Origin of the sequence: Streptomyces sp. NPDC050856, assembly GCF_040653855.1 — a bacterium.
Classification (GTDB): domain Bacteria; phylum Actinomycetota; class Actinomycetes; order Streptomycetales; family Streptomycetaceae; genus Streptomyces.
In genome coordinates, this window is sequence record NZ_JBFAGV010000008.1 from 110,812 (window position 1) to 136,003 (window position 25,192).

The 25,192-nt window shown below is 70.5% G+C and carries 14 protein-coding genes; 4 read left to right on the forward strand and 10 right to left on the reverse strand.

Features of this window, described 5'->3' with window-relative positions; all coding sequences use genetic code 11:
* Positions 1–76 precede the first annotated feature (76 nt).
* From AB0H53_RS10515 to AB0H53_RS10525, 3 genes are all read left to right on the forward strand, one after another.
* Positions 77–1,372: a ribonuclease D gene (locus tag AB0H53_RS10515; protein WP_362109658.1), complete on the forward strand. Its 1,296-nt coding sequence runs from the start codon at positions 77–79 to the stop codon at positions 1,370–1,372.
* Between the two features lie 163 nt (positions 1,373–1,535).
* Positions 1,536–2,762, forward strand: coding sequence for an acetyl-CoA C-acyltransferase (locus AB0H53_RS10520; protein ID WP_362109660.1), 1,227 nt, complete (start codon positions 1,536–1,538; stop codon positions 2,760–2,762).
* Positions 2,759–4,888, forward strand: a complete 2,130-nt coding sequence (locus AB0H53_RS10525; RefSeq protein WP_362109662.1) for a 3-hydroxyacyl-CoA dehydrogenase NAD-binding domain-containing protein — start codon at positions 2,759–2,761, stop codon at positions 4,886–4,888. Before AB0H53_RS10520 ends, AB0H53_RS10525 begins: the two co-directional genes overlap by 4 nt.
* A 99-nt stretch (positions 4,889–4,987) precedes the next feature.
* Here the strand turns inward: AB0H53_RS10525 and AB0H53_RS10530 are convergent, their stop codons facing one another.
* From AB0H53_RS10530 to ngcE, 9 genes are all read right to left on the reverse strand, one after another.
* A complete protein-coding gene (locus AB0H53_RS10530; protein ID WP_362109664.1) occupies positions 4,988–6,511 on the reverse strand; it encodes an amino acid permease in 1,524 nt (507 codons plus the stop codon).
* A gap of 190 nt (positions 6,512–6,701) precedes the next feature.
* Positions 6,702–8,633, reverse strand: a complete 1,932-nt coding sequence (gene dxs / locus AB0H53_RS10535; RefSeq protein ID WP_362109666.1) for a 1-deoxy-D-xylulose-5-phosphate synthase — start codon at positions 8,631–8,633, stop codon at positions 6,702–6,704.
* Between the two features lie 242 nt (positions 8,634–8,875).
* A complete protein-coding gene (locus AB0H53_RS10540) occupies positions 8,876–10,084 on the reverse strand; it encodes a sugar ABC transporter permease (protein WP_362109835.1) in 1,209 nt (402 codons plus the stop codon).
* Between the two features lie 83 nt (positions 10,085–10,167).
* Positions 10,168–10,962 carry an ATP-binding cassette domain-containing protein gene (locus tag AB0H53_RS10545; protein ID WP_362109667.1) on the reverse strand — a complete coding sequence of 265 codons (795 nt, stop codon included), beginning with the start codon at positions 10,960–10,962 and terminating at the stop codon, positions 10,168–10,170.
* Positions 10,963–11,131: 169 nt separating this feature from the next.
* Entirely contained in the window at positions 11,132–12,223 is a 1,092-nt protein-coding gene (locus AB0H53_RS10550; RefSeq protein WP_362109837.1) for a substrate-binding domain-containing protein, read from the reverse strand.
* A 130-nt stretch (positions 12,224–12,353) separates the two neighbouring features.
* Positions 12,354–13,553 (reverse strand): ROK family transcriptional regulator, encoded by a 1,200-nt coding sequence (locus AB0H53_RS10555; protein WP_362109669.1) that lies wholly within the window; start codon positions 13,551–13,553, stop codon positions 12,354–12,356.
* A 223-nt stretch (positions 13,554–13,776) separates the two neighbouring features.
* Entirely contained in the window at positions 13,777–14,715 is a 939-nt protein-coding gene (locus AB0H53_RS10560; RefSeq protein ID WP_362109671.1) for a carbohydrate ABC transporter permease, read from the reverse strand.
* Positions 14,715–15,641 carry a sugar ABC transporter permease gene (locus AB0H53_RS10565; RefSeq protein WP_362109673.1) on the reverse strand — a complete coding sequence of 309 codons (927 nt, stop codon included), beginning with the start codon at positions 15,639–15,641 and terminating at the stop codon, positions 14,715–14,717. Before AB0H53_RS10565 ends, AB0H53_RS10560 begins: the two co-directional genes overlap by 1 nt.
* A gap of 48 nt (positions 15,642–15,689) precedes the next feature.
* Positions 15,690–17,090, reverse strand: coding sequence for an N-acetylglucosamine/diacetylchitobiose ABC transporter substrate-binding protein (ngcE, locus tag AB0H53_RS10570; protein ID WP_362109839.1), 1,401 nt, complete (start codon positions 17,088–17,090; stop codon positions 15,690–15,692).
* 758 nt (positions 17,091–17,848) lie between these two features.
* On the opposite strand from ngcE, the gene AB0H53_RS10575 reads away from it, so the two are divergent.
* Positions 17,849–21,613, forward strand: coding sequence for a GH92 family glycosyl hydrolase (locus AB0H53_RS10575; RefSeq protein ID WP_362109841.1), 3,765 nt, complete (start codon positions 17,849–17,851; stop codon positions 21,611–21,613).
* Positions 21,614–21,708: 95 nt separating this feature from the next.
* On the opposite strand, the gene AB0H53_RS10580 is transcribed toward AB0H53_RS10575, so the two are convergent.
* Positions 21,709–24,555: an aconitate hydratase gene (locus tag AB0H53_RS10580; RefSeq protein ID WP_362109675.1), complete on the reverse strand. Its 2,847-nt coding sequence runs from the start codon at positions 24,553–24,555 to the stop codon at positions 21,709–21,711.
* Between the last annotated feature and the right edge of the window lie 637 nt (positions 24,556–25,192).

The following is a 25,192-nucleotide window of genomic DNA, read 5'->3' on the forward strand; positions in this document are numbered from 1 at the left end:
GGTATCCACCACATCCGCGCCCGTCGACGGAACGTTCCGTCGGCGGGCGCCCGCCGTTCACGGATACCCTTGACAGGTGACCGACGCCCAAGAGACCGCAGCCGAGACAGTACTGCGCACCACCGGGGGCGGCCCTCCGGACGACGGCGTCGCAGGCGTCGCAGTCGACGGGACGCCGATCCCCCTGCTGGAGCCGCGTGACGGTATCCCGCCCGTGGTGGCCGACGAGCATTCCCTCGCCGAGGTGACCGCCGCGTTCGCGGCCGGCACCGGACCCGTCGCCGTGGACGCCGAACGGGCCTCGGGCTACCGCTACGGCCAGCGGGCCTATCTGGTGCAGCTGCGCCGCGAGGGCGCGGGCACCGCGCTGATCGACCCCGTGGGCTGCCCGGACCTGTCCGGGCTCGGCGAGGCCCTGGCCGACGCCGAATGGATCCTGCACGCCGCCACTCAGGACCTGCCGTGCCTGCGCGAAATAGGCATGGTCCCCACCCGGATCTTCGACACCGAGCTGGCCGGCCGGCTGGCGGGCTTCCCCCGCGTGGGCCTGGGCGCCATGGTGGAGTCCGTCCTGAACTACGCCCTGGAGAAGGGCCACTCCGCGGTGGACTGGTCCACCCGTCCGCTGCCCGAGCCCTGGCTCCGGTACGCCGCGCTGGACGTCGAGCTCCTCGTCGACCTGCGTGACGCGCTGGAGGAGGAGCTGGACCGGCAGGGCAAGCTGGACTGGGCGCACCAGGAGTTCCACGCCATCGCCTCGGCTCCGCCGCCGCCACCGCGCAAGGACCCCTGGCGCCGCACCTCGGGGATGCACAAGGTGCGCCGCCGCCGCCAGATGGCCGTGGTGCGGGAGCTGTGGACCGCCCGCGACAGGATCGCCCAGCGCCGTGACGTGTCGCCCGGCAAGGTGCTCAGCGACGCCGCCGTCGTCGAGGCCGCCCTCGCGCTGCCGCCCAATGTGCACGCGCTGACCGCGCTGCCCGGGTTCGGGTCCCGGATGGGGCGCCGGCAGCTGGAGCAGTGGCAGGCCACGATCGACCGGGCCAGGGCGCTGCCGGAGTCCGAGCTGCCGCAGCCGGGCCAGCCGGTGACGGGCCCGCCGCCGCCGCGCGCGTGGGCGGAGAAGGACCCGGTGGCGGCGGCCCGGCTCTCGGCGGCCCGTACGGCGGTCTCCGCGCTGGCCGAGACGCTGAACATGCCGCAGGAGAACCTGATCACGCCGGACACGGTGCGCCGGGTGTGCTGGGAGCCGCCGGAGGAGGCGACGGCCGAGGCCGTGGCGGAGGCGCTCGCCGGGCACGGCGCGCGGCCCTGGCAGGTCGAACAGGTCACACCGGTCCTGGTGGCCGCGCTGAGGGCGGCCGGAGGCTGACACGAAGGGGTAACCCCTTCCGCAGTTCCGGACGTGTGACCTTCGACGCTCCGGGCGGGGGGACTGTGCAGTCTGGTTACCCACAAGTAGCATGGGCCCCGCAAGCGCGCGCTCGGCCGCGTGCCCGCAGCAGTGCCACCCCGCACCCTGGAGGAGAGCCATCGTGCCTCGTACCGTCAGGGACGTCGTCTTCGTCGACGGCGTCCGCACCCCGTTCGGCAAGGCGGGCCCGAAGGGCATCTACCACGAGACCCGCGCCGACGATCTCGTCGTGAAGGCGATCCGGGAGCTGCTGCGCCGCAACCCGGACCTCGACCCCGCGAAGATCGACGAGGTCGCCATCGCGGCGACCACGCAGATCGGCGACCAGGGCCTGACCCTGGGCCGTACGGCGGGCATCCTCGCCGGCCTGCCGCAGTCCGTGCCCGGCTACTCCATCGACCGCATGTGCGCGGGCGCGCTGACCGCCGTGACCTCGGTCGCCGGTTCCATCGCCTTCGGCGCGTACGACGCCGTGATCGCCGGTGGTGTCGAGCACATGGGCCGCCACCCCATGGGTGAGGGCGTCGACCCCAACCCGCGCTTCGTCAGCGAGAAGCTGGTCGACGAGTCCGCCCTGTTCATGGGGATGACCGCGGAGAACCTGCACGACCGCTACCCGCACATCACCAAGCAGCGCGCCGACGAGTACGCCGTGCGCTCCCAGGAGAAGGCCGCCAAGGCGTACGCCAACGGCAAGATCCAGCAGGACCTGGTGCCGGTGTCGGTGCGCCGCACCAGCCCGGAGGCCGGCGAGACCGGCTGGGGCCTGGTCACCGCCGACGAGCCGATGCGCCCGGGCACCACCCTGGAGTCGCTGGCCAACCTCAAGACGCCGTTCCGCGCGCACGGGCGGGTCACCGCCGGTAACGCCGCCGGCCTCAACGACGGCGCCACGGCCTCGATCATCGCCTCCGAGGACTTCGCGCGCGAGAACGGCCTGCCGGTCAAGATGCGCCTGGTCTCCTACGCCTTCGCGGGCGTCGAGCCCGAGGTGATGGGCTACGGCCCCATCCCGGCCACCGAGAAGGCCCTCGCCAAGGCCGGCCTGTCGATCGAGGACATCAACCTCTTCGAGATCAACGAGGCGTTCGCCGTCCAGGTCCTGGCGTTCCTGGACCACTACGGCATCGCCGACGACGACGCGCGCGTCAACCAGTACGGCGGTGCCATCGCCTTCGGCCACCCGCTGGCCTCCTCCGGCGTGCGTCTGATGACGCAGCTCGCCCGGCAGTTCGAGGAGCAGCCGGAGGTCCGCTACGGCCTGACCACCATGTGCGTCGGCTTCGGCATGGGCGCGACGGTCATCTGGGAGAACCCCAACCACAAGGACGCCGGAGGCAGCAAGTGAGCACCACCGCTGAGCTTCTGAAGGGTGCGGCTGAGCTGTTCCCGGACGAGGTCGTCACCCAGGCGCACGTACGCCACTTCGAGCTGCCCGCCGGTGCGGGCCGGTTCGCGCTGATCACGCTGGACAACGGCCTGGACCACACCAAGCCGACCACCTTCGGACCGCAGTCGCTGGCGAACCTCAACGCCGCAGTGGACCAGGTCGAGAAGGAGGCGTCCGAGGGCACGGTCGTCGGCGTCGGCATCACCGGCAAGCCGTTCATCTTCGCCGTCGGCGCCGACCTCAAGGGTGTCGAGCTGCTGAAGCGGCACGAGGACGCGCTGGCCATCGGCAAGGGCGGCCACGACGTCTTCAAGCGGCTGTCGGGCCTGGCCGTGCCCACCTTCGCCTACTACAACGGCGCGGCGATGGGCGGCGGTGTCGAGGTCGGTCTGCACTGCACCTACCGCACCGTCTCCAAGGCACTGCCGGCGTTCTCCCTGCCCGAGGTCTTCCTCGGCCTGGTCCCGGGCTGGGGCGGCTGCACGATCCTGCCCAACCTGATCGGCGCCGACCGCGCCGTCTCGGTGATCATCGAGAACTCGCTCAACCAGAACAAGCAGCTCAAGGGCGCCCAGGTGCACGAGCTGGGCATCGCCGACGCGATCTTCGAGGGCGCCGACTTCCTGGAGCAGTCGCTGCACTGGACCGCGGCCGTCCTCAAGGGCGAGATCGTGGTGGAGCGTCCCGAGGTCGACCGCGGTGAGGCGTGGGACCAGGCCGTCGCGCGCGGCCGGTTCATCGCCGACTCCAAGGTGCACGGCGCGGCCCCGGCCGCGTACCGCGCCCTGGACATCATCGAGGCCGCCAAGGACGGGGACCTGCAGAAGGGCTTCGACGCCGAGGACACCGCGCTGGCCGACCTGATCATGGGCGGCGAGCTGCGCTCCGGCATCTACGCCTTCAACCTGGTGCAGAAGCGCGCCAAGCGCCCGGCCGGCGCCCCGGACAAGAGCCTGGCGCGCCCGGTCTCCAAGGTCGGCGTCGTCGGCGCCGGTCTGATGGCCTCCCAGGTCGCGCTGCTCTTCCTGCGCCGCCTGGAGGTCCCGGTCGTCCTCACGGACATCGACCAGGAGCGCGTCGACAAGGGTGTGGGCTACGTCCACTCCGAGATCGACAAGCTGCTCGGCAAGGGCCGCATCGACCAGGACAAGGCCAACCGGCTCAAGGGCCTGGTCTCCGGTGTGCTGGACAAGGCCCAGGGCTTCGCCGACGCGGACTTCATCATCGAGGCCGTGTTCGAGGAGATGTCGGTCAAGCAGAAGGTGTTCGCCGAGGTCGAGGCGGTCGCCCCGGCCCACGCGGTACTGGCCACCAACACCTCGTCCCTCTCGGTCACCGAGATGGCGTCCAAGCTCCAGCACCCGGAGCGCGTGGTCGGCTTCCACTTCTTCAACCCGGTCGCGGTGCTGCCGCTGCTGGAGATCGTCCGCGGTGAGCGCACCGACGACGCTTCGCTGGCCACCGCGTTCGGCGTGGCCAGGAAGCTGAAGAAGACGGCGGTCCTGGTGAAGGACGCCCCGGCGTTCGTCGTCAACCGCATCCTCACCCGCTTCATGGGCGAGATCCAGAACGTCATCGACGAGGGCACCCCGGTGGCCACCGCCGAGAGGGCCGTCGAGCCGCTCGGGCTGCCGATGTCCCCGCTGGTGCTGCTGGAGCTGGTCGGCCCGGCGATCGGTCTGCACGTCTCGGAGACGCTGAACCGGTCCTTCCCGGACCGCTTCACGGTCTCCCCGAACCTCAAGGCGGTCGTGGAGGCGGGCAAGCGCGGCTTCTACGTCTACGACTCGGGCAAGCCCGAGCTGGACCCGGAGGTCGCGGCACTGCTGAAGCAGGGCGACGTCGTGCTGACCGAGGAGCAGGTGCGCGAGCGCGTCCTGGACGCGGTGGCGCAGGAGATCGGCCTGATGCTGGACGAGGGTGTCGTCGCCGAGGCGCAGGACATCGACCTGTGCCTGATCACGGGCGCCGGCTGGCCCTTCCACCTGGGCGGCATCACGCCGTACCTGGACCGCGAGGGCGTCTCCGAGCGGGTGAACGGCAAGCGGTTCCTGCCGCGGGGCGTGGCGAGCGTCCCCGCGTAGCGGCCGGGCGCAGCACGGCGGTGCCGGACGGGCCGTACGGGATTCCTCCCGTACGGCCCGTCCGGCGTTCCGGGGCCCGCCGTGCCCCGTCCGGCCCGCTCAGGGGGCCTCGGTGCCGGTCGGTACGTTGCGGCGGCCCAGCCGGCTGTGCGCGCGGCCGTAGACGAAGTACACGACGACACCGATGGCCATCCAGATGCCGAACCGCAGCCAGGTCTCCGCGGGCAGGTTCAGCATCAGCCACAGCGACGCGGCCACCGAGGCGATGGGCAGCCACGGCACCAGCGGGGTGCGGAAGGCGCGCGGCAGGTCGGGGCGGGTGCGGCGCAGGATGATGACGCCGAGCGCGACGACCACGAAGGCGAACAGGGTGCCGATGTTCACCAGCGTCGCCAGTTCACTGATGCTGGTGAAGCCCGCGATGATCGCGATCAGCACGCCGAGCAGGACCGTGGCCCGGTACGGGGTCTTGAACTGGGGGTGCACCCGGGAGAAGAAGCGGGGCAGCAGGCCGTCCCGGCTCATGGCGAAGAACACCCGCGTCTGTCCCAGCAGCAGGATCATGCACACGGTGGTGAGGCCGACGGCGGCGCCGAAGCTGATGACGCCCGCGTAGAAGGGGTGTCCGGTGGCCTTGAAGGCATCGGCGAGCGGGGCGTCCACGGAGAGCTGGCTGTAGTGCTGCATACCGGTGACGACGACGGACACCGCGACGTACAGCAGGGTGCAGATGAACAGCGAGCCGAGGATGCCGCGCGGCATGTCGCGCTGCGGGAGCCTGGTCTCCTCGGCCGCCGTCGCCACGATGTCGAAGCCGATGAAGGCGAAGAAGACCACGGAGGCCGCGGTGAAGATGCCCATGACGCCGAAGTTCGTCGGCGCGTAGCCGAAGAGCACCTGGACCAGGGGCGAGTCCAGGCTGGTCCCGGCCGGCTGGGCCACGGCGGGCGGGATGAAGGGGTCGTAGTTGGCGCCCTTGATGAAGAAGGCGCCGGCCACGATCACGATCAGGACGACCGTGACCTTGATGAGCACGACGATGGCGGTGACCCGGGCCGAGAGCTTCATGCCGAGCACCAGGATGGCGGTCAGCGCGAGCACCAGCAGGAAGGCCAGCAGGTCGAACCCGAAGCCCCCGGTCTCGCTGGTGCCGGACAGCCCCTGCGGCAGGTGCCAGCCGACGTTGTCCATCAGCGATCTGACGTAGCCCGACCATCCGACGGCGACCACCGCCGTGCCGAGCGCGAACTCCAGGACGAGGTCCCAGCCGATGATCCAGGCCGGAAGTTCACCCAGGGAGGCGTACGAGAAGGTGTACGCGGACCCGGCCACCGGCACCGTCGAGGCGAACTCGGCGTAGCAGAGGGCGGCCAGCGCGCACACCACGCCGGCGGCGACGAAGGCCAGCGCGGTGGCGGGCCCGGCCGTCTCCTTGGCCACCTTGCCGGTCAGGACGAAGATGCCGGTGCCGATGATCACACCGACACCGAAGACGGTCAGATCGAGCGCGGAGAGGGACTTCTTGAGCGCGTGCTCCGGCTCCTCGGTGTCCTGGATGGACTGCTCGACCGTTTTCGTCCGGAAGACGCCGTTGCCGCCTGCCGGGCCTGTCTGTGTGCTCACCGCTGCACCTCCGCTTGTGGTCCGGTCCATGATCGGGACGCGAAGCGGTCCGCCGGCGACCGATACGGGTGGGTTTCACGCGAACGGACCGGAGGGACCACCCTTACAGGGTGACCCTCCGGCCCGTCCCGCACACGTAGGGTGAACCGTTAGCGTGGCGGTGCGGCGGCCGGGTGGCGGCCGCGGCCGGTCAGTCGCGGACGCGTTCCGCCCGGGCCGCCTCCGGGTAGCGGCCCTCCTCGTACCTGCCGTCCAGCTTGGAGACCAGGCCGGTGACCTGGCGGGCGATGTCGGGGGCGGTGAGCCCGATCTCGGCCATGACCTCCTTGCGGGAGGCGTGGTCCAGGAAGCGCGGCGGGATGCCGAAGTCGCGCAGTGGTACGTCGACGCCGGCGTCGCGCAGCGCCTGGGCGACGGCGCAGCCGACGCCCCCGACGCGGCCGTTGTCCTCCACCGTGACGACCACCCGGTGGCGGTCCGCGAGCGGCGCCATCGCCTCGTCGACCGGCTTGACCCAGCGGGGGTCCACGACGGTGGTGGAGATGCCCTGCTGGTCCAGCAGGTCGGCGATCTCCAGGCACATCGGGGCGAGCGCCCCCACCGAGACGAGCAGCACGTCCGGCCGGTCGGCGCCGGACTCGCGCAGGACGTCCATGCCGCCGATCCGGCCCACCGCCTCGACGGCCGGGCCGACCGCGCCCTTGGAGTAGCGCACGACGGTCGGCGCGTCGTCCACCTCGACGGCCTCGCGCAGCTGGGCGCGTACCTGGTCGGCGTCGCGCGGCGCGGCGATCCTGATACCGGGCACGACCTGGAGGATCGACATGTCCCACATGCCGTTGTGGGAGGCGCCGTCGGTGCCGGTGATGCCCGCCCGGTCCAGTACGAAGGTCACGCCGCACTTGTGCAGGGCGACGTCCATCAGGACCTGGTCGAAGGCGCGGTTGAGGAAGGTGGCGTACACCGCGAAGACCGGGTGCAGGCCGCCGGTGGCGAGGCCGGCCGCGGAGACCGCGCCGTGCTGCTCGGCGATGCCCACGTCGTACACCCGGTCGGGGAAGACCTTGGCGAACCGGTCCAGGCCGACCGGCTGGAGCATGGCGGCGGTGATGGCGACGATGTCCTCGCGCTCGTGGCCGAGCTCGACCATCTCGTCGGCGAAGACGCCGGTCCAGTCGGCGCCGGAGGAGGCGATCGGCAGGCCGGTGTCCGGGTGGATCTTGCCGACGGCGTGGAAGCGGTCGGCCTCGTCGGCGAGGGCGGGCTGGTAGCCGCGGCCCTTCTCGGTGAGGCAGTGCACGATGACCGGGCCGCCGAACCGCTTGGCGCGCTGGAGGGCGGACTCGACGGCCTCGATGTCGTGGCCGTCGATCGGGCCGACGTACTTCAGGCCGAGGTCCTCGAACATGCCCTGCGGGGCGATGAAGTCCTTCAGCCCCTTCTTGGCGCCGTGCAGCGTCTCGTACAGCGGCCTTCCGACGACCGGGGTGCGGTCGAGGATCTCCTTGGTACGGGTCAGGAAGCGCTCGTAGCCGTCGGTGGTGCGCAGGGTGGCGAGGTGGTTGGCGAGGCCGCCGATGGTGGGCGCGTAGGAGCGCTCGTTGTCGTTCACGACGATGACGAGCGGGCGGTCCTTGGCGTCGGCGATGTTGTTCAGCGCCTCCCAGGCCATGCCGCCGGTGAGCGCGCCGTCACCGATGACCGCGACGACGTGGTCGTCCCTGCCCAGCACCTCGTTGGCCTTGGCCAGGCCGTCGGCCCAGCCGAGCACGGTCGAGGCGTGGCTGTTCTCGATGACGTCGTGCTCGGACTCGGCACGCGCCGGGTAGCCGGACAGGCCGCCCTTCATCTTCAGCCGGGAGAAGTCCTGGCGGCCGGTGAGCAGCTTGTGGACGTAGCTCTGGTGGCCGGTGTCCCAGAGGATCTTGTCCTTGGGGGACTCGAACACCCGGTGCAGGGCGATGGTCAGCTCGACCACACCGAGGTTGGGGCCGAGGTGGCCGCCCGTCTTGGAGACGGCCTCCACGAGAAAGGACCGGATCTCCGCGGCCAGCTGGTCCAGCTGCTCCGGCGAGAGCCGGTCGAGATCGCGCGGGCCCGTGATACGGGACAGCAGAGCCACCCGTGCCTCCTTGCGTATTGAGCTGGTCGAGCTGCCGATTTGGTCGAGTCTAATGTTCCGCCCGGGACGGTGGTCATACGGGCGGTGGGTTCCACGTCATGTCACTGGCTCAGACGCACGGGCGCCCGGCGCCGGTTCAGCGGCGCCGGGCACCGACGGTGTGACGCGGATCCCGTCGACTCCCGTACGGACCGGGCCGGGCCGGGGAGCGCGCGCCCCCGGCCCGGCCGGCAGGGACCTCGCTAGGCGCGGCCCGCGGTCTTCTGCGTACGGCGGGAGACCGAGTCGATCACGACGGCGGCCAGCAGCACCGCACCGGTGATCATGTACTGGATCTCGTTGGCCATTCCGATCATGTTCAGGCCCTGCTGGATCGACTGGATCACGATCATGCCGAGCAGCGCGGACCACACCTTGCCGCGGCCGCCGAAGAGGCTGGTACCGCCGATGACGGCCGCCGCGATGACCAGCATCAGGGTGTTGCCGCTGCCCAGGGACTTCGTGGCGCCGCCGGACAGGCTGGCCACGAACAGGCCGCCGAAGGCGGCGAGCATGCCGGACAGGCCGAAGACGACGATCCGGACCCGGTCGACGTCGATGCCGGCGCGGCGGGCGGCCTCGGCGTTGCCGCCGACGGCGAAGACCTTGCGGCCGAAGGTGGTGCGGCGGGCGACGAAGTCGGCCACGACCAGCACGGTGAGGAAGAGGACCAGGGCCAGCGGCAGGCCGCGGGCACCGGCGGGCTCGTTGAGGACGTAGGCGACGACGAAGCACAGGACCGCGACGACACCCGTGCGCAGCACGATCTCGCCGACCGGGCGGGCGGGCAGGGCGGCGGCCCTGCGGCGCTTGCTGTCCAGCAGCAGCGACCCGGCGTAGGCGAGGACGGCGACCAGGGCGAGGCCGTAGGCGGCGGCCTTGTCCTCGAAGTAGTACGCGGTCAGGTTCTCCACGATGCTGCCCGAAGGGGCGTTGATGGAGCCTTCCTTGCCCATCATCCAGATCTGCAGGCCGCTCCAGCCGAGGAAGCCGGCGAGGGTGACGACGAACGCCGGGACGCCGATCTTGGCGAAGAAGAAGCCGTGCAGCAGGCCGATGAGCAGACCGCTGAGGACGGCGATCAGCACGGAGGTCCAGTCGCCCCAGCCGTTGCTGACGTTGAGCACGGCCCATACGGCCGCGCCGACGCCGGCGACCGAGCCGACCGACAGGTCGATCTCGCCGAGGATCAGGACGAAGACGATGCCGACGGCCATGATGCCGAGGCCGGAGCTGTAGACGGCGATGTTGGCGACGGAGCTGGCGGAGAGGAAGTTGCCGTTCTGGGCCTGGAAGACGATCGCGATGACGATCAGGCCGAGGACGACCGGCAGGGAGCCCAGCTCACCGCCGCGCACCTTGCGGGTGAACTCGGTCCAGTAGCCCTTGAGGCCCTCCTCGCGCACCAGCAGGCGCGGGTCGACGGCCGGGACGGGGGCCGCGGACTGCGCGCCGTCCCGCTGGTCGCCGGGGGCGGGGGTCTTGGTGAGGTCGCTCACTTCGCGTCCTCCTTCGTGGCCGTGCGTGCCTGGCGGCGGGTGACGGCGTTGTCCGTGGCGCCGGTGATGGCGGCGATGATCTCTTCGTGGGTGGTGTCCTTCACACGGAAGACACCGTTGTTGCGGCCCAGGCGCAGCACCGCGACCCGGTCCGCCACGGCGCGCACGTCGGCCATGTTGTGGCTGATGAGGATGACGCCGTGGCCGCGCTCGCGCAGCCGCTCGACCAGGTCGAGGACCTGGGCGGTCTGCTCGACGCCGAGGGCGGCGGTCGGCTCGTCCAGGATGACGATCTTCGGGTCGCCGATCAGGGCCCGGGCGATGGCCACGACCTGGCGCTGGCCGCCGGAGAGGGCGGCGACCGGGATGCGGACGCTGGGGATGCGGATGGACAGGGTGTCCAGCAGCTCCTTGGCGCGCTTCTCCATGGCGATCTCGTCCAGGACGGAGGACCTGCCCAGTTCGCTGCCGAGGAAGAGGTTGGCGACGACGTCGAGGTTGTCGCAGAGCGCCAGGTCCTGGTAGACGGTGGCGACGCCGAGCTCCTGGGCGTCGTTGGGCCGCTGGACGCGGACCGCTCGGCCCTCCCACTCGATGGTGCCTTCGTCGATGGGGTGGACACCCGAAATGGTCTTGACGAGCGTCGACTTGCCGGCGCCGTTGTCGCCGACCAGGGCGACCACCTCACCGGCGTGGATCTCCAGGTCTACATCGGTGAGCGCCTGGACGGCGCCGAACCGCTTGGAGACTCCGCGCAACGCCAGCACGGGCGTAGCGGACACGTGAATCATCTCCTTCGCCGCCTGTCCGGCGGGGATGGGTGGTGCGTGAGCACAGGGGGTGCGGGGAAGTCCGGCGCCCGGCCCGCGGGCGCGGGTGCGGGGCGCGGGCGGGGCGCGGGCGGGGCGGGCGCCGGACCGGTACGGGACGGCCGGGAAGGGCGGCCCGTCCTGCGGCGGGTTACTGGATGCCCGCCGCCGCGCAGGCCGCCTTGTACTCGGCCGTGCAGATCTCGGTGGCCTTGTAGACCTTGTCCATGACGATCGTGTCGGCGATGTTCTCCCGGGTCACGATCTGCGCGTCGTACAGCATCGCCGGGATGCCCTTGAACTCGCCGGACAGGCTGGTGACCTTGGCCGGGGTCAGCGCGTCGATCTTCTCGCCCTTGAGCAGGCGGACCGCTATCTCGGCGGTCGTCTCGGCCTCCGGCTTGATCTGCTTGTAGATCGTGAAGGCCTGGTCGCCCTTGAGGATGCGCTGCAGGCCGGCCAGCTCGGCGTCCTGGCCGCCGACCGGGACCTTGATGCCCTGCTTCTTCAGGGCGGTGATGATGCCGCCGGCCATGCCGTCGTTGGCCGAGTAGACGCCCTGGAAGCCGTCCTTGCCCAGGGAGTCGATGGCGGCGCCCATCTTCTTGTTGGCCTCGTCGGGCGACCAGTCCGGGATGTCCTGCTCGTAGACGACCTTCTTGACCTGCTTGTCCAGGACGCCGTGGGCGCCCTTCTTGAACAGCGGGGCGTTGGGGTCGGTCGGCGAGCCGTTGATCATGACGACGTCGCTCTCCTCGGCCTTGGCGCCCAGCGCCTTGACCAGGGCCTCGCCCTGGAGGCGGCCGATCTTCTCGTTGTCGTAGCTGACGTACGCGGAGATCGGGCCCTCGGCGAGGCGGTCGTACGCGACGACCTTCACGCCCTGCTTGTCGGCCTGCTGCACCCAGGACTTGGTGGCCTTGTAGTCCACCGCGTCGAGGATGATCACCTTGACGCCCTGGGTGACCAGCGCGTCGAACTGCTTCTTCTGGGTCTCGGTGTCCTGTGCGGCGTTGTTGTACTGGACCTCGCAGTCCCCGCACAGCGCCTTGATCTTCGCCTCGATGATGGGGCGGTCGAACGTCTCGTAGCGGGTCGTCTTGTTCTCCGGCAGCAGCAGACCGATGGTCTTGCCGTCGCCCCCGCCGCCACCGGCGGTGTCACCGTCGCCGGCCTTGCCACAGGCGGCGAGGGTCGCGGCCATGGACACCGCGGCGGCGCCTATGACGACGCGACGCGTCATTGCGTTCATATGGGTTGCCTCCCTGACGAGGCCGCGACGTTGCGGCCGAGGTGGCTGGAAGTCAACTCGGCGCCCACGTCGTCGTCAAGGAGTAAATCCTTAACGAGATGACAACGGTGCCATCCGTTATCTAAGTGAACGCATGCGTGGCCGACGGCAGCGAGCTCCCCAGGAGGGTGGAATCACCCATTTCGCTCAGTACGAGAGCGAGCGCGCCCAGCACCTCGGCACGGTGGCCCAAGGCCCCGGGAGCGACCGAGAGCTGCCGGGCGGCGCTGGGGATGGCGTAGCGGGAGACCGACTCGCGGATGGGCGCGAGCACCAACTCGCCGGCCTCCGCCAGGTCGCCGCCGAGCACGACGCGGCTGGGGTTGAGGAGGTTGCACAGGTTGGCCACCCCGCTGCCGATGTGGCGGCCCACGTCGGCGACCACCCGGCGGCAGCCCGGGTCGCCGTCCCTGGCCAGCCGCACCACCCGTTCCATGGTGAGGTCGGAGCCGTGGCTGGGCTGGAGCAGCGGCAGGACGTAGCGGGCGGCGGTGAAGGTCTCCAGGCAGCCCCGGTTGCCGCAGCGGCAGACCGGGCCCGACTCGTCCAGGGTGATGTGGCCGATCTCGCCCGCGGTGCCGCCCGGGCCCCGGTAGATCTGCCCGTCGATCACCAGGCCGGCGCCCACCCCGCTGGCCACCTTGATGTACGCGAGGTCCTTCACCCCGCGTCCGCCACCCCAGACCAGCTCCCCGAGCGCGCCGAGGTTGGCGTCGTTGTCGACGTACACCGGCACGCCGAGGCGGCCGGCCAGCTCCTCACTGGGGTTGATGCCGCTCCAGCCAGGCAGGATCGAGGTGGAGCCCAGCGTGCCGGAGGAGACGTCGATGGGACCGGGCACGCCCAGACCCACGCCGACCACCTTGTCCTGGCCGATTCCGATGGCCGCGATCAGCCGCTTGACCAGGTGTTCCGCCCGTCCGAAGCCCTCGGCCGACGAGGCGTCGACATCCAGCGGCTCGGATTCCTCGGCGAGCACCTGGTGAGCCAGGTTGCCGATGGCGACCCGCAGGTGGGTGTGGCCGAAGTCGACCCCGATGACGATGCCGGCGTCCCCGCTGAGCGAGACGCTGCGCGCCCGGCGGCCACCGGCGGAGGTGGGGGTGACCTCGACCGTCCCGCCGTCCTTCAGCTCCCGGACGATGTTGGAGACCGTGGCCGCGGAGAGGCCGGTCGCCCTGGCGATCTCCGCCTGGGTGAGCGACCCGGCCATGCGCACGGCACGTACCACCCGCTCGAGGTTGGCCCGATGCAGAGATGTCTGCGACCCCGGAGTCTCCATCGACTCACTCACTCCTGCCGTTCTCTCCAACATGTGAACTCTAAGGGGAGCCTTTTGGGTTGGTCCCCGTCAAGACCTTGAGCGTTGCGGTCCTCCGATGAGCGCCACATATGCGGAGATTAGGGATGTATACCGACAGGGCAGACGGAAACCGCCCACCGGCCGGATCTCTCTCCCGGCCGGGGGCGGCCCTCTCCCGCGCGCGCCCGCGTCGCTCGGTGTCCTACTTCAGCGCCCCCGCCGTGAGCCCGGAGACCACCTGCCGCTGGAAGACGATGTAGGCGGCCAGCACCGGCAGCATCGCGATGACCAGGCCGGCGAACAGGCCCGAGTAGTCCCCCTTGTACGTCTGGCTGGTGGACAGCTCCACCAGGCCCTGGGCCAGCACCCGCTTGTCCGGGTCGGTGTTCAGCACCGTCGGCAGCATGTACTGGTTCCACTGACCCAGGAAGTTGAAGATGCCCACGCTGATCAGGCCCGGCCTGGCCAGCGGCAGCATCACCTGGAAGAAGGTCCGGGTGTGCGAGGCGCCGTCGAGGACGGCGGCCTCGGCGATGCTGGACGGCAGCGTCCGGAAGAACGAGGTCAGGAAGAAGACGGTGAAGGGCAGCGAGTAGGCGATGTAGACCAGGATCAGGCCGTGGATGGTGTTGAGCAGGCCGGTGTTGTCCATCACGAAGAACAGCGGCACCAGGGCCAGCATCACCGGAAAGCTCATCCCCCCGACGAACAGGAAGTAGACGAACCGGTTCCCGGGGAAGTCGAAGCGGGCCAGGACGTAGGCCGCCATCGAGCCGAACAGCAGGGTGCCCAGGAGCGATCCTGCCACCACCACCACGGTGTTCATGAAGTACTCGCTCATATGCGCTTCGGTCCACGCCCGGGACCAGTTCTCGACGTGCAGCGCGTCGGGCAGCCCCCAGGGTTCCTCGAAGATGCCGCGGTCGGTCTTGAACGACGACATCACCGCCCACAGCAGCGGCAGCACGACCATGAAGGCCCACAGGACCAGCATCCCGTGCGAGAACACATTGAGGACGGCCCCCTCGCCCTCCTCGCGGCGCCCGGGGCCGGCCGCGCCGGAGGGGGCACCGGCGGGACGCGGCCCGGGCGGGGCCGCCGGGTCCTCGCTGCCGGCCGGGGGCAGGTCGGTGGTCTTCATCAGAACTCCAGCCGCTCGCGCCGGCCCACCCGCATCACCACGGCCGCGAAGGCCAAGGTGACGACGAGCAGGGCGACACCGATCGTGGTCGCGTAGGCCGCCTGGCCGTCGCGGAACGCCGCCTGGTACACGTACAGCGGCAGTACCGTCGTCGCGTAGTCCGGTCCACCGGGGCCCACGGACATGATGTGGACGACGGCGAAGGACTCGGCGCCCAGCGCCAGGATGCCCATGTAGACCCAGCCCGACTGGACCGTGTCCCACAGCAGGGGCAGCGTGACGCGGAAGAACGTGGTGAACCGGCTCGCGCCGTCCAGCAGCGCCGCTTCGTAGAAGTCCCTCGGGATGGAGGCCATACCGGCCGAGAACAGCACCACGAAGAAGCCGACCGTGCTCCAGACGAGCACCGCCATGATGCACCAGAGGGCGAGGTCGGGGTCCCCGAGCCAGTTGGGCTGGACGCTTCCCAGGCCCACCGACCGCAGGGTGCCGTTGATCAGGCCCTGCGCCGGGTCGTAGGCGAACTGGAAGAGGATCGCGACGATGGCGATGGACAGCACCTGCGGGAAGAAATAGGCGATCTTGTAGAAGCCCGAGCCCCGGACCCCGGCGACGGCGGCGCCCTCGCCGCGCCGCCGTCCACCCACATTGATCATGAAGGCGAAGAAGAGGGCCAGGCCGAGCGTCACCAGGGGCAGCAGCAGCACCAGCAGCACACTGTGCTGGAGGGATTTCCAGAAGACGTCGTCCTGGAGCATCTTCGTGTAGTTGTCGAATCCCACCATCGTGAATTCCGGACTCAGACCGGTCCAGTCCGTGAACGAGTAGTAGATGGACTGGACGAAGGGCCAGATGACGAAAACGGCGTACAACGCCATCGGCACCGCCAGGAAACCCGCGATGAACCGGTATTTACCGTGCTGCATCGTGACCGACTCCGCCCTTCCCGCGCCGCCGCCGCCGGTGACGTGCCATCACTTCTGGTGCTTGAAGTGCTTGATGGACGAATCCTTCGCCGTGTCGTCGGCGAATCGCTGGATCTTCCTGATGGTCTCCGCGGGTGTCGCCCGGCCGGCCATCATCTCGCCGATGCCGGCGACACCGATCTGCTCCTTCTGGAGCTTCACGTACCAGTCCTGCATCCTCGGGTTGAGCACGTTCCCGCCGGCCTTCTCCAGGGCGGCGACCGCGGACTTCAGGCCGTCCGACAGCTCGATGCCGTCCGTGCCTCCGTCGAAGGCGGTCAGCGACTTGGTGCTGGTGGTGAAGCTGCGCGAGGACGCCTCGCTGAGCATGATGCGGAGCTGCTCCATGCCGCCCTCGGGGTTGCCGGCCCTCGCCGGGACGATGAAGGGCTCACCACCGGAGGCCCAGAGGGTGCCGAAGGGCAGCTTGTCGGAGGCGTCGAGGCTGGAGGGGGCGCCCACCGACAGTTCGAAGTCCTCGGGGATGAACCGCGCCTCCTCGTTCTCCACCCAGGAGCCGTTGGGGATGAACAGCGCCTTGCCCCGGGCCCAGGCGCCCTGGGAGCCGCGGTGGTCCAGGCCGGGCGTGCCGGGCAGGATGTAGCCCTTGCGGTAGAGCTCGTAGTACGCCTCGAAGGCGGCCTTCACCGCCGGGTGCTGCCACGCCTTCGGCTCCAGGTTGTCGATCGCGTCCAGCACCTCGGCGCCACCGATCTTGCCGATGAAGGGGTAGAGCGAGAAGGGGATGTAGTACGGGTGCTTGCCCGGGTACGTCCAGCCCGCGATGCCCTTCCTCTTCGCCTTCTCGCACAGCGCGAGCATCTCGTCCCAGGTCTCGGGGTACGTGGCGTCGAGTTTCGCCAGCGCGGTCCGGGAGTACCACACCCCGTAGACCGTGTAGGCGTAGTACATGATCCAGACGGGGGCGCCGTCGAACTGGCCCATCTCGACGATGCCGGGGCGCAGCGTGTCGCGCACCTTCCTGGCCGGGTCGTCGACGGAGGGCGCGTCGAGCAGCGGGGTGAGGTCGGTGAGCTGCTTCTTGCCGACCAGGACGCCCATGTCCATCTGCTGGGCACCGGAGTTGTCGATCAGGTCCGGCGGGGTGCCGCCGTTGAAGCGGGGCTGGAGGACGGACTGGATCTTCTGGGTCTTGGCGAACTTGACGGTGGCCTTGGGGTAGGTCTTCTCGTAGACGGCCTTGGCGTCCTCGGCGTACCGGGTGCCGAAGCCACCGTCGAAGATGACCATCTCCATCGGCGCGGTCTCGTTCACGCCGAGCGGGTTCTTGGTGGTCTTCTTGCCCTTCTCGGCCTTGGTCCCGCTGTTCCCGCCGCCGCCGCTCGCGCAGGCGGACAGGAAGCCCAGGCCCGGGAGGGCGATCGCGCCGAGCGCCGCGGAGCGCTTCATCAGGGCCCGGCGGCCCAGGCCGGCACGCGCACCCGCCCCGTGCTGCCGGGTCTCGTCGGTGCGGGCCTCGTCGGTGCTGCCCTCGGTGTCGCGGGCGGAGGTGGATCCCATGCTCAAGTCCTCGCCTTCTCCAGGACTCAGGCGGTGTACCGGTCACCCGTCCTGCTCGCCTGAGGCGAAGGGCCCCGCCACCGCTGTCATTTGCCGCTCGGATCGGTCGTGCACGGTCGCAGTGGAACGGAACTGTATGCCGGGTGGGTGATACTCCGTGGCTCCCCCGCCGTCCCCGTCCCTCCGGTGCCGGGCCACCGTGAGGAAAACGGCCGCGCCGGACGCGACAGGTATAGTCCACTTCCCGTCAACTGGGCAAGATCGAAAGCAACTTCGGGCAGCAGTCTTTCCCGAGTTGAGACCTCACGGAAATACCGGGTGGCCAGGTCGGCCTTTTGTCGTCGTCCCGATCGGCAGAATGACTGAATCCGTTCTTCCCGCACCGCCAACAGCCTTGACACCGTTTGCCACTCACCTCCCTACTGGTCCTGCGCAGTTGCACTGACAACGTTGTCCACGGCGCTTCGGCGGGAGGCAGGACACGGATGCGGCCCAGACCCAGACCCGGACCAGGAGCACGACCAGGAGCAGAATCAGGACCCGGACCCGGACCACGGCCCATGCGGCGCTCGGTACCGGGCGGGCGCCCGGCGGCCACGCCGGGCGCCCGCACCGGGCCCCGTGCCCGGTGCCCCCGTACGGCCGCCCTGGTGGCGGCCGTCGGCCTGCTCGTGGCGGCCCTGCCGTCGGTCGCCTCGGCGCTGCCGGCCCGGCCGGCGGCCCCCGCGGCCGGGTTCAGCTCGTCGTTCGAGACCGACGAGGCCCAGCCGGACTGGCGTGACACCGTCGAGACCGGCCCCGACGGGCGCGAGCGGGCCTCCGGCGTGGACGGCGGCTTCGCCACCGGGATACCCGGCAATGTGACCGACACGGTGACGGTGGTGCGCGCCAGCGGTGAGAACGCCGGCGCCGGGGAGACCAAGGAGAACCTGGTCGACCTCCAGCCCACCACCAAGTGGCTCACCTTCTCCCCCACCGCCTGGGCCGAGTTCGAGCTGGTGGAACCGCTCAAGGTGGTGACCTACGCGCTCACCTCCGCCAATGACGCCGCCCCGCGCGACCCCAGGGACTGGACGCTCAAGGGTTCCGCCGACGGTACGCGGTGGCACGTTCTGGACACCCGCGAGGACCAGGCGTTCACCAAGCGCTTCGAGACCAGGTCGTACAGCTTCGCCGGTACGACGCCCTATGCCCACTACCGGCTGGAGATCACCCGCAACAACGGCGCCGCCGACATCACCCAGCTCGCGGACGTCCAGTTCGCGGTCGGCGACACCTCCGTACCCGTCCCCGCCACCATGCGCTCCCACGTCGACCGGGGGCCCGGCGGGTCCCCGACCACCAAGGCGAACGCCGGGTTCACCGGCAAGCGGGCGCTGCGGTACGCCGGCAGGCACCGCCCGGACGGGCGGGCCTACTCGTACAACAAGGTCTTCGACGTCGACACGGCCGTGCTCCGCGACACCGAGCTGTCCTACCGGGTCTTCCCGGCCATGCCGGAGTCGGATCCCGGCTACCCGGCCACCCATGTCGCCGTGGACCTGGCCTTCACCGACGGCACCTATCTCAGTGAGCTGGGCGCGTCGGACAGCCACGGCGGGGCGCTGACCCCGCGGGGCCAGGGCGCGGCCAAGCGGCTCTACGTCAACCAGTGGAACCAGGTCACCGCCGCCATCGGCACCGTCGCGGCCGGCCGGACCGTGGACCGGGTCCTGGTGGCGTACGACTCGCCGAAGGGCCCGGCGGCGTTCCAGGGCTGGCTCGACGACATCGTGCTGGAGCGGAAGGCTCCGGAGCAGTCGCCCGCCCGGCCCTCGGACCACGTCTCCACCGTGCGCGGCACCCACTCCAGCGGGTCGTTCTCACGCGGCAACACCTTCCCCGCGACGGCCGTACCGCACGGATTCAACTTCTGGACGCCGGTGACCAACGCCGCCTCCAAGAGCTGGCTGTACGAGTACGCCCGCGCCAACAACGCGGACAACCTGCCCACCGTGCAGGCCTTCAGCGCCAGCCATGAGCCCAGCCCCTGGATGGGTGACCGCCAGACCTTCCAGCTCATGCCGTCGGCGGCACCCGGCGTGCCGCCCACCGGGCGGGCCGAGCGCGCGCTGGCCTTCCGCCACGAGAAGGAGACGGCCAGGGCGCACCACTACGGCGTCACCTTCGAGAACGGGCTGCGGGCCGAGATCGCCCCCGCCGACCACGCGGCGATGATGCGGTTCACCTTTCCGGGCGCCGACGCCTCGGTGGTCTTCGACAACATCACCGACGAGGGCGGCCTGACCCTGGATCCGGCGACCGGCTCCTTCACCGGTTTCTCGGACGTCAGGAGCGGCCTGTCGACCGGCGCCACCCGGATGTTCGTGTACGGCGTCTTCGACGCGCCGGTCACCGGCTCCGCGTCGGCGGGCGTCCGGGGCCACCTGCGCTTCGACGCGGGCGCGGACCGCACGGTGACCCTGCGCATGGCGACCTCGCTGATCGGCGTGGACCAGGCCAGGGCGAACCTGGCCGCCGAGATCCCGGCGGGCACCCGGTTCGAGCGGGTCCGGCAGCGGGCGCAGGACGCCTGGGACCGGATCCTCGGCCGCGTCCGGGTGGAGGGCGCCACCCGCGACCAGCTGGTGACGCTGTACTCCGGCCTGTACCGGCTCTACCTGTACCCCAACTCGGGTTTCGAGCGGGTGCGGGGGAAGAACCGGTACGCCAGCCCCTTCTCGCCGCGGACCGGTCCGGACACGCCCACCCGTACCGGGGCCGAGATCGTCGACGGTGAGGTGTACGTCAACAACGGCTTCTGGGACACCTACCGCACGACCTGGCCCGCCTACGCGTTCCTGACGCCCCGCGGGGCGGGGAGGCTGGTGGACGGCTTCGTCCAGCAGTACAAGGACGGTGGCTGGATCTCCCGCTGGTCGTCACCCGGCTACGCCGACCTGATGACCGGTACCTCCTCCGACGTGGCGTTCGCCGACGCGTACGTCAAGGGCGTGGACTTCGACGCGGAGGCGGCGTACGAGGCGGCCCTGAAGAACGCGACGGTGGTGCCGCCGGGCAAGGGCGTGGGCCGCAAGGGCATGGAGACCTCCCCGTTCCTCGGCTACGCCTCGACCGAGACCCATGAGGGGCTGTCCTGGTCCCTGGAGGGTTACCTCAACGACTACGGGCTGTCGAGGATGGCCGACGCCCTCCACCGCGGGACCGGGAAGGCGCGTTACCAGGAGGAGGCCGCGTACTTCCGCAACCGGGCCCGCGGCTATGTGGCGCTCTTCGACTCGGCGGCGGGCTTCTTCCAGGGCCGTGACCGGCGGGGCCAGTGGCGGGTGCCCAGCGAGCGGTACGACCCGAGGGTGTGGGGCTACGACTACACCGAGACCAACGGCTGGGGGTACGCCTTCACCGCCCCGCAGGACAGCCGGGGCCTGGCCAACCTCTACGGCGGCCGCGCCGGTCTGGGCCGCAAGCTCGACACCTACTTCGCCACCCCGGAGACCGCGAGCCCCGAGTTCGTGGGCTCCTACGGCAGCGTCATCCATGAGATGACCGAGGCCAGGGACGTACGGATGGGCATGTACGGCCACTCCAACCAGGTCGCCCACCACGTTCCGTACATGTACAACGCGGCCTCGCAGCCGTGGAAGACGCAGCAGAAGGTGCGCGAGGTGCTGTCCCGCCTCTACACCGGCAGCGAGATCGGCCAGGGCTACCACGGGGACGAGGACAACGGCGAGCAGTCCGCCTGGTACCTCTTCTCGGCGCTGGGCTTCTATCCGCTGGTGATGGGCAGCGGGGAGTACGCCGTCGGGTCACCGCTGTTCACCAGGGCGACCGTACGTCTCGACAACGGCCGCACGCTCGTGGTCGAGGCCCCGGACAACAGCGCGGACAACGTCTACGTCCAGGGGCTGAGGGTCAACGGCCGGGCCTGGAACTCCACCGCCCTGCCCCACGCGCTGATCGCGCGCGGCGGCACCCTGGAGTTCGACATGGGCCCCAGGCCCTCGGCGTGGGGCACGGGCGAGCACGCGGCGCCCGTCTCGATCACGCGGGACGACCGGGTGCCGGCGCCGCGCCGGGACCTGCTGGCCGGCCCGGGGGCGCTGTTCGACGACACCTCCGTCACCCAGGCGGCGGTCACGGCCGTGGACCTCCCGCTGGCGGCGCCCGCGCGGGCCGTCCAGTACACCCTGACCTCGGCGGCGAAGGGGACGGCCCCCACCGCGTGGGTGCTGGAGGGCTCGGACGACGGCGCGGAGTGGACGGAGCTGGACGAGCGTGAGGGCGAGTCCTTCGCCTGGGACCGGCAGACCCGGGTGTTCACCGTGGCGGACCCGGGCACCTACCGGCACTACCGGCTGTTGACGGCCGGCGGGGCGGCGGCCCTCGCGGAGGTCGAACTGCTCGGCTGACGATCCGCGCCCACGCGGAAGGGCCGCACCCCGTCCGGTACGGAGTGCGGCCCTGCCTTGCGTCCCGATGGCAGCGGAACCCGCCGCCGGCCCGGCTACTTCCGGATCAGGCTGCGCAGCACGTACTGCATGATGCCGCCGTTGCGGTAGTAGTCCGCCTCACCGGGGGTGTCGATGCGGACGACCGCGTCGAACTCCACGCCGGTGTCGGTGGTGACCTTGACCGTGCGCGGGGTGCGGCCCTCGTTGAGCTCGCTCACGCCGGTGAAGGAGAACGTCTCCTCGCCGGTCAGGCCGAGCGACTCGGCGGACTGGCCCTCGGGGAACTGGAGGGGCAGGACGCCCATGCCGATGAGGTTCGAGCGGTGGATGCGCTCGTAGGACTCGGCGATGACGGCCTTGACGCCGAGCAGCGCGGTGCCCTTGGCGGCCCAGTCGCGGGACGAACCGGAGCCGTACTCCTTGCCCGCCAGGACGACCAGCGGGATGCCCTGCTCGATGTAGTTGCGCGAGGCGTCGTAGATGAACGACACGGGGGCATCGCCCGCAGCAGCGGCCTGGGTGAAGTCGCGGGTGTAGCCGCCCTCGGTGCCCGGCGCGATCTGGTTGCGCAGGCGGATGTTGGCGAACGTACCGCGGATCATGACCTCGTGGTTGCCGCGGCGCGAGCCGTAGCTGTTGAAGTCACGGCGCTCGACACCGTGCTCGGTGAGGTACTTGCCGGCCGGGGTGTCGGCCTTGATGGCACCGGCCGGGGAGATGTGGTCGGTGGTGACCGAGTCACCGAGCTTCGCCAGCACCCGGGCGCCGGTGATGTCCTCGACCGGGGTGGTCTCCATCGTCATGCCCTCGAAGTACGGGGGCTTGCGGACGTAGGTGGACTGCGGGTCCCACTCGAAGGTGTTGCCGGTCGGGATCGGCAGCGCCTGCCACTGGGCGTCGCCCGCGAAGACGTCCTGGTAGGACTTGGAGAACATGTCCTCGCCGATGGCGTTGGCGACGACGTCGTTGACCTCGGCCTCGGAGGGCCAGATGTCCTTGAGGTAGACCGGGTTGCCGTCCTGGTCGGTGCCCAGGGCGTCCTTGGTGATGTCCACCTTCATGGAGCCCGCGAGCGCGTAGGCCACGACCAGCGGCGGGGACGCCAGGTAGTTCATCTTGACGTCCGGGTTGATCCGGCCCTCGAAGTTCCGGTTGCCGGAGAGGACCGACGTCACGGCGAGGTCGTTGTCGTTGACGGCCTTGGAGACCTCCTCCGGCAGCGGGCCGGAGTTGCCGATGCAGGTGGTGCAGCCGTAACCGACCAGGTTGAAGCCGACCTTGTCGAGGTAGGGGGTCAGACCCGCCTTGTCGAAGTAGTCGGTGACGACCTTGGAGCCGGGGGCGAGGGTGGTCTTGACCCACGGCTTGCGGGTCAGGCCCTTCTCGACCGCCTTCTTGGCCACCAGCGCGGCGGCGACCATGACGTACGGGTTGGACGTGTTGGTGCAGGAGGTGATCGCGGCGACGGTGACGGCGCCGTGGTCGATCTCGTACGTCGAGCCGTCCGGGGCGGTCACGGTGACCGGGTTGGACGGAACGGTCTCGCCGGTGGCCTCGTCGTGCCGCGGGGCGCCGGCGCCGTTGTCGTCGTGGCCGTAGGCCGGGGCGTCGGACGCCGGGAAGGACTCGGAGCTCGCCTCGTCCACCGGGGACGCCACGCCGTGCGGCTTCTCCTGCTGCGGGACGCCCGGCTTGCGGTCGTCGCCGCCGGTGACACCGGCCTCGACGTAGTTGAGGACGTCACGCTTGAACTGCTCGGCGGCGTCGGCCAGGACGATGCGGTCCTGCGGACGCTTCGGGCCGGCGATGGAGGGGACGACCGTGGAGAGGTCCAGCTCCAGCTTCTCCGAGAAGTCCGGCTCGGCGGCCGGGTCGAGCCAGAGGCCCTGCTCCTTGGCGTACGCCTCGACCAGCGCGAGCTGCTGCTCGGAGCGGCCGGTGAGCTTGAGGTACTTGATGGTCTCGTCGTCGATCGGGAAGATCGCGGCGGTGGAGCCGAACTCCGGCGACATGTTGCCGATGGTGGCGCGGTTCGCGAGCGAGGTGGCGGCGACGCCCTCACCGTAGAACTCGACGAACTTGCCGACGACACCGTGCTTGCGCAGCATCTCGGTGATGGTCAGCACCAGGTCGGTGGCGGTGGTGCCGGGGGTGAGCTCGCCGGTCAGCTTGAAGCCGACGACGCGCGGGATGAGCATGGAGACCGGCTGGCCGAGCATCGCGGCCTCGGCCTCGATGCCGCCGACGCCCCAGCCGAGCACACCGAGGCCGTTGACCATGGTGGTGTGGGAGTCGGTGCCGACGAGGGTGTCCGGGTACGCCTGGCCGTTCCGGACCATGATCGTGCGGGCCAGGTGCTCGATGTTCACCTGGTGGACGATGCCGGTGCCGGGCGGGACGACCTTGAACTCGTCGAAGGCGGTCTGGCCCCAGCGCAGGAACTGGTAGCGCTCCTTGTTGCGGCCGTACTCCAGCTCGACGTTCTGGCCGAAGGCCTCCGCCGTGCCGAACTTGTCGGCGATGACGGAGTGGTCGATGACCAGCTCGGCCGGGGCCAGCGGGTTGATCTTCGCCGGGTCGCCGCCCAGCTCCTTGACGGCCTCACGCATGGTGGCGAGGTCCACGACGCACGGCACACCGGTGAAGTCCTGCATGATCACGCGGGCGGGGGTGAACTGGATCTCCTGGCTGGGCTGCGCCTGGGAGTCCCAGCCGCCGAGGGCCCGGATGTGGTCGGCGGTGATGTTCGCGCCGTCCTCGGTGCGGAGCAGGTTCTCCAGGAGGACCTTGAGGCTGTAGGGGAGGCGCGCGGAGCCCTCGACCTTGTCCAGCCTGAAGATCTCGTACGACTCGTCGCCCACGCGCAGCGTGCTGCGGGCGTCGAAGCTGTTCGCCGACACGACAGTCTCCTTCATCAATGTGCGCGTTTTCTCACCGCATCCTGCCGCGAGGGGTCCGTGCCGATCCAGGTAAGACTTAGTTAGGTAACCCTTAGCTACTGGCGCGGCTGCGGTGCGTCTTTCGGCAGATATCTCGATGTCGAGATAACTCTAGTACATGACCGCTGTTCGGTCATGCCCGGCCACTCCCGCCCCGCGCCGACCGGCCCCGCACGGCCCCGGCAGCCCCCGCCGGGCGGGCGCTGACGGAGAGCGGGCCGGCGGGGGCGGCCCCGCGACCGGGCGCGGGGCCGGGCGCGGGGCCGGGGCCGGGCGAGGGCGCGGGACCGGCGCCCGGGGGTGCGGGTGCGGGCCCGAGCCGGGGGGTGCGGGTGCGGGACGGGCGCGGGCGCCCGAGTCGCGGATGCGGGTACGCGTGGGGGGCGGGGACCGCGTACGCCATGCCCGCCGGAGGTGGGCGCTCCCCCGTGCCGGCGCGGCCGGACCTCACGACGGCCAGGCACCCGGGCGGCGGCGCGGCCACAGGGCCCGGGCACCGACGACCGACCCATCGCGCCCGCCACCCCGCCCGGCGGCGATTCGCGGACGGTGCTCCTCCGGTTGGCGGTCCGGTCCGGGGGCGGGACGATCGGGACAA

Bases quoted from the DNA above. Each gene is read 5' to 3' on its own strand.
- AB0H53_RS10545 (WP_362109667.1), bottom strand. From the start codon at position 10,962: ATGATTCACGTGTCCGCTACGCCCGTGCTGGCGTTGCGCGGAGTCTCC.
- AB0H53_RS10555 (WP_362109669.1), bottom strand. From the start codon at position 13,553: ATGGAGACTCCGGGGTCGCAGACATCTCTGCATCGGGCCAACCTCGAG.
- ngcE (WP_362109839.1), bottom strand. From the start codon at position 17,090: ATGAAGCGCTCCGCGGCGCTCGGCGCGATCGCCCTCCCGGGCCTGGGC.
- AB0H53_RS10550 (WP_362109837.1), bottom strand. From the start codon at position 12,223: ATGACGCGTCGCGTCGTCATAGGCGCCGCCGCGGTGTCCATGGCCGCG.
- AB0H53_RS10565 (WP_362109673.1), bottom strand. From the start codon at position 15,641: ATGCAGCACGGTAAATACCGGTTCATCGCGGGTTTCCTGGCGGTGCCG.
- AB0H53_RS10560 (WP_362109671.1), bottom strand. From the start codon at position 14,715: ATGAAGACCACCGACCTGCCCCCGGCCGGCAGCGAGGACCCGGCGGCC.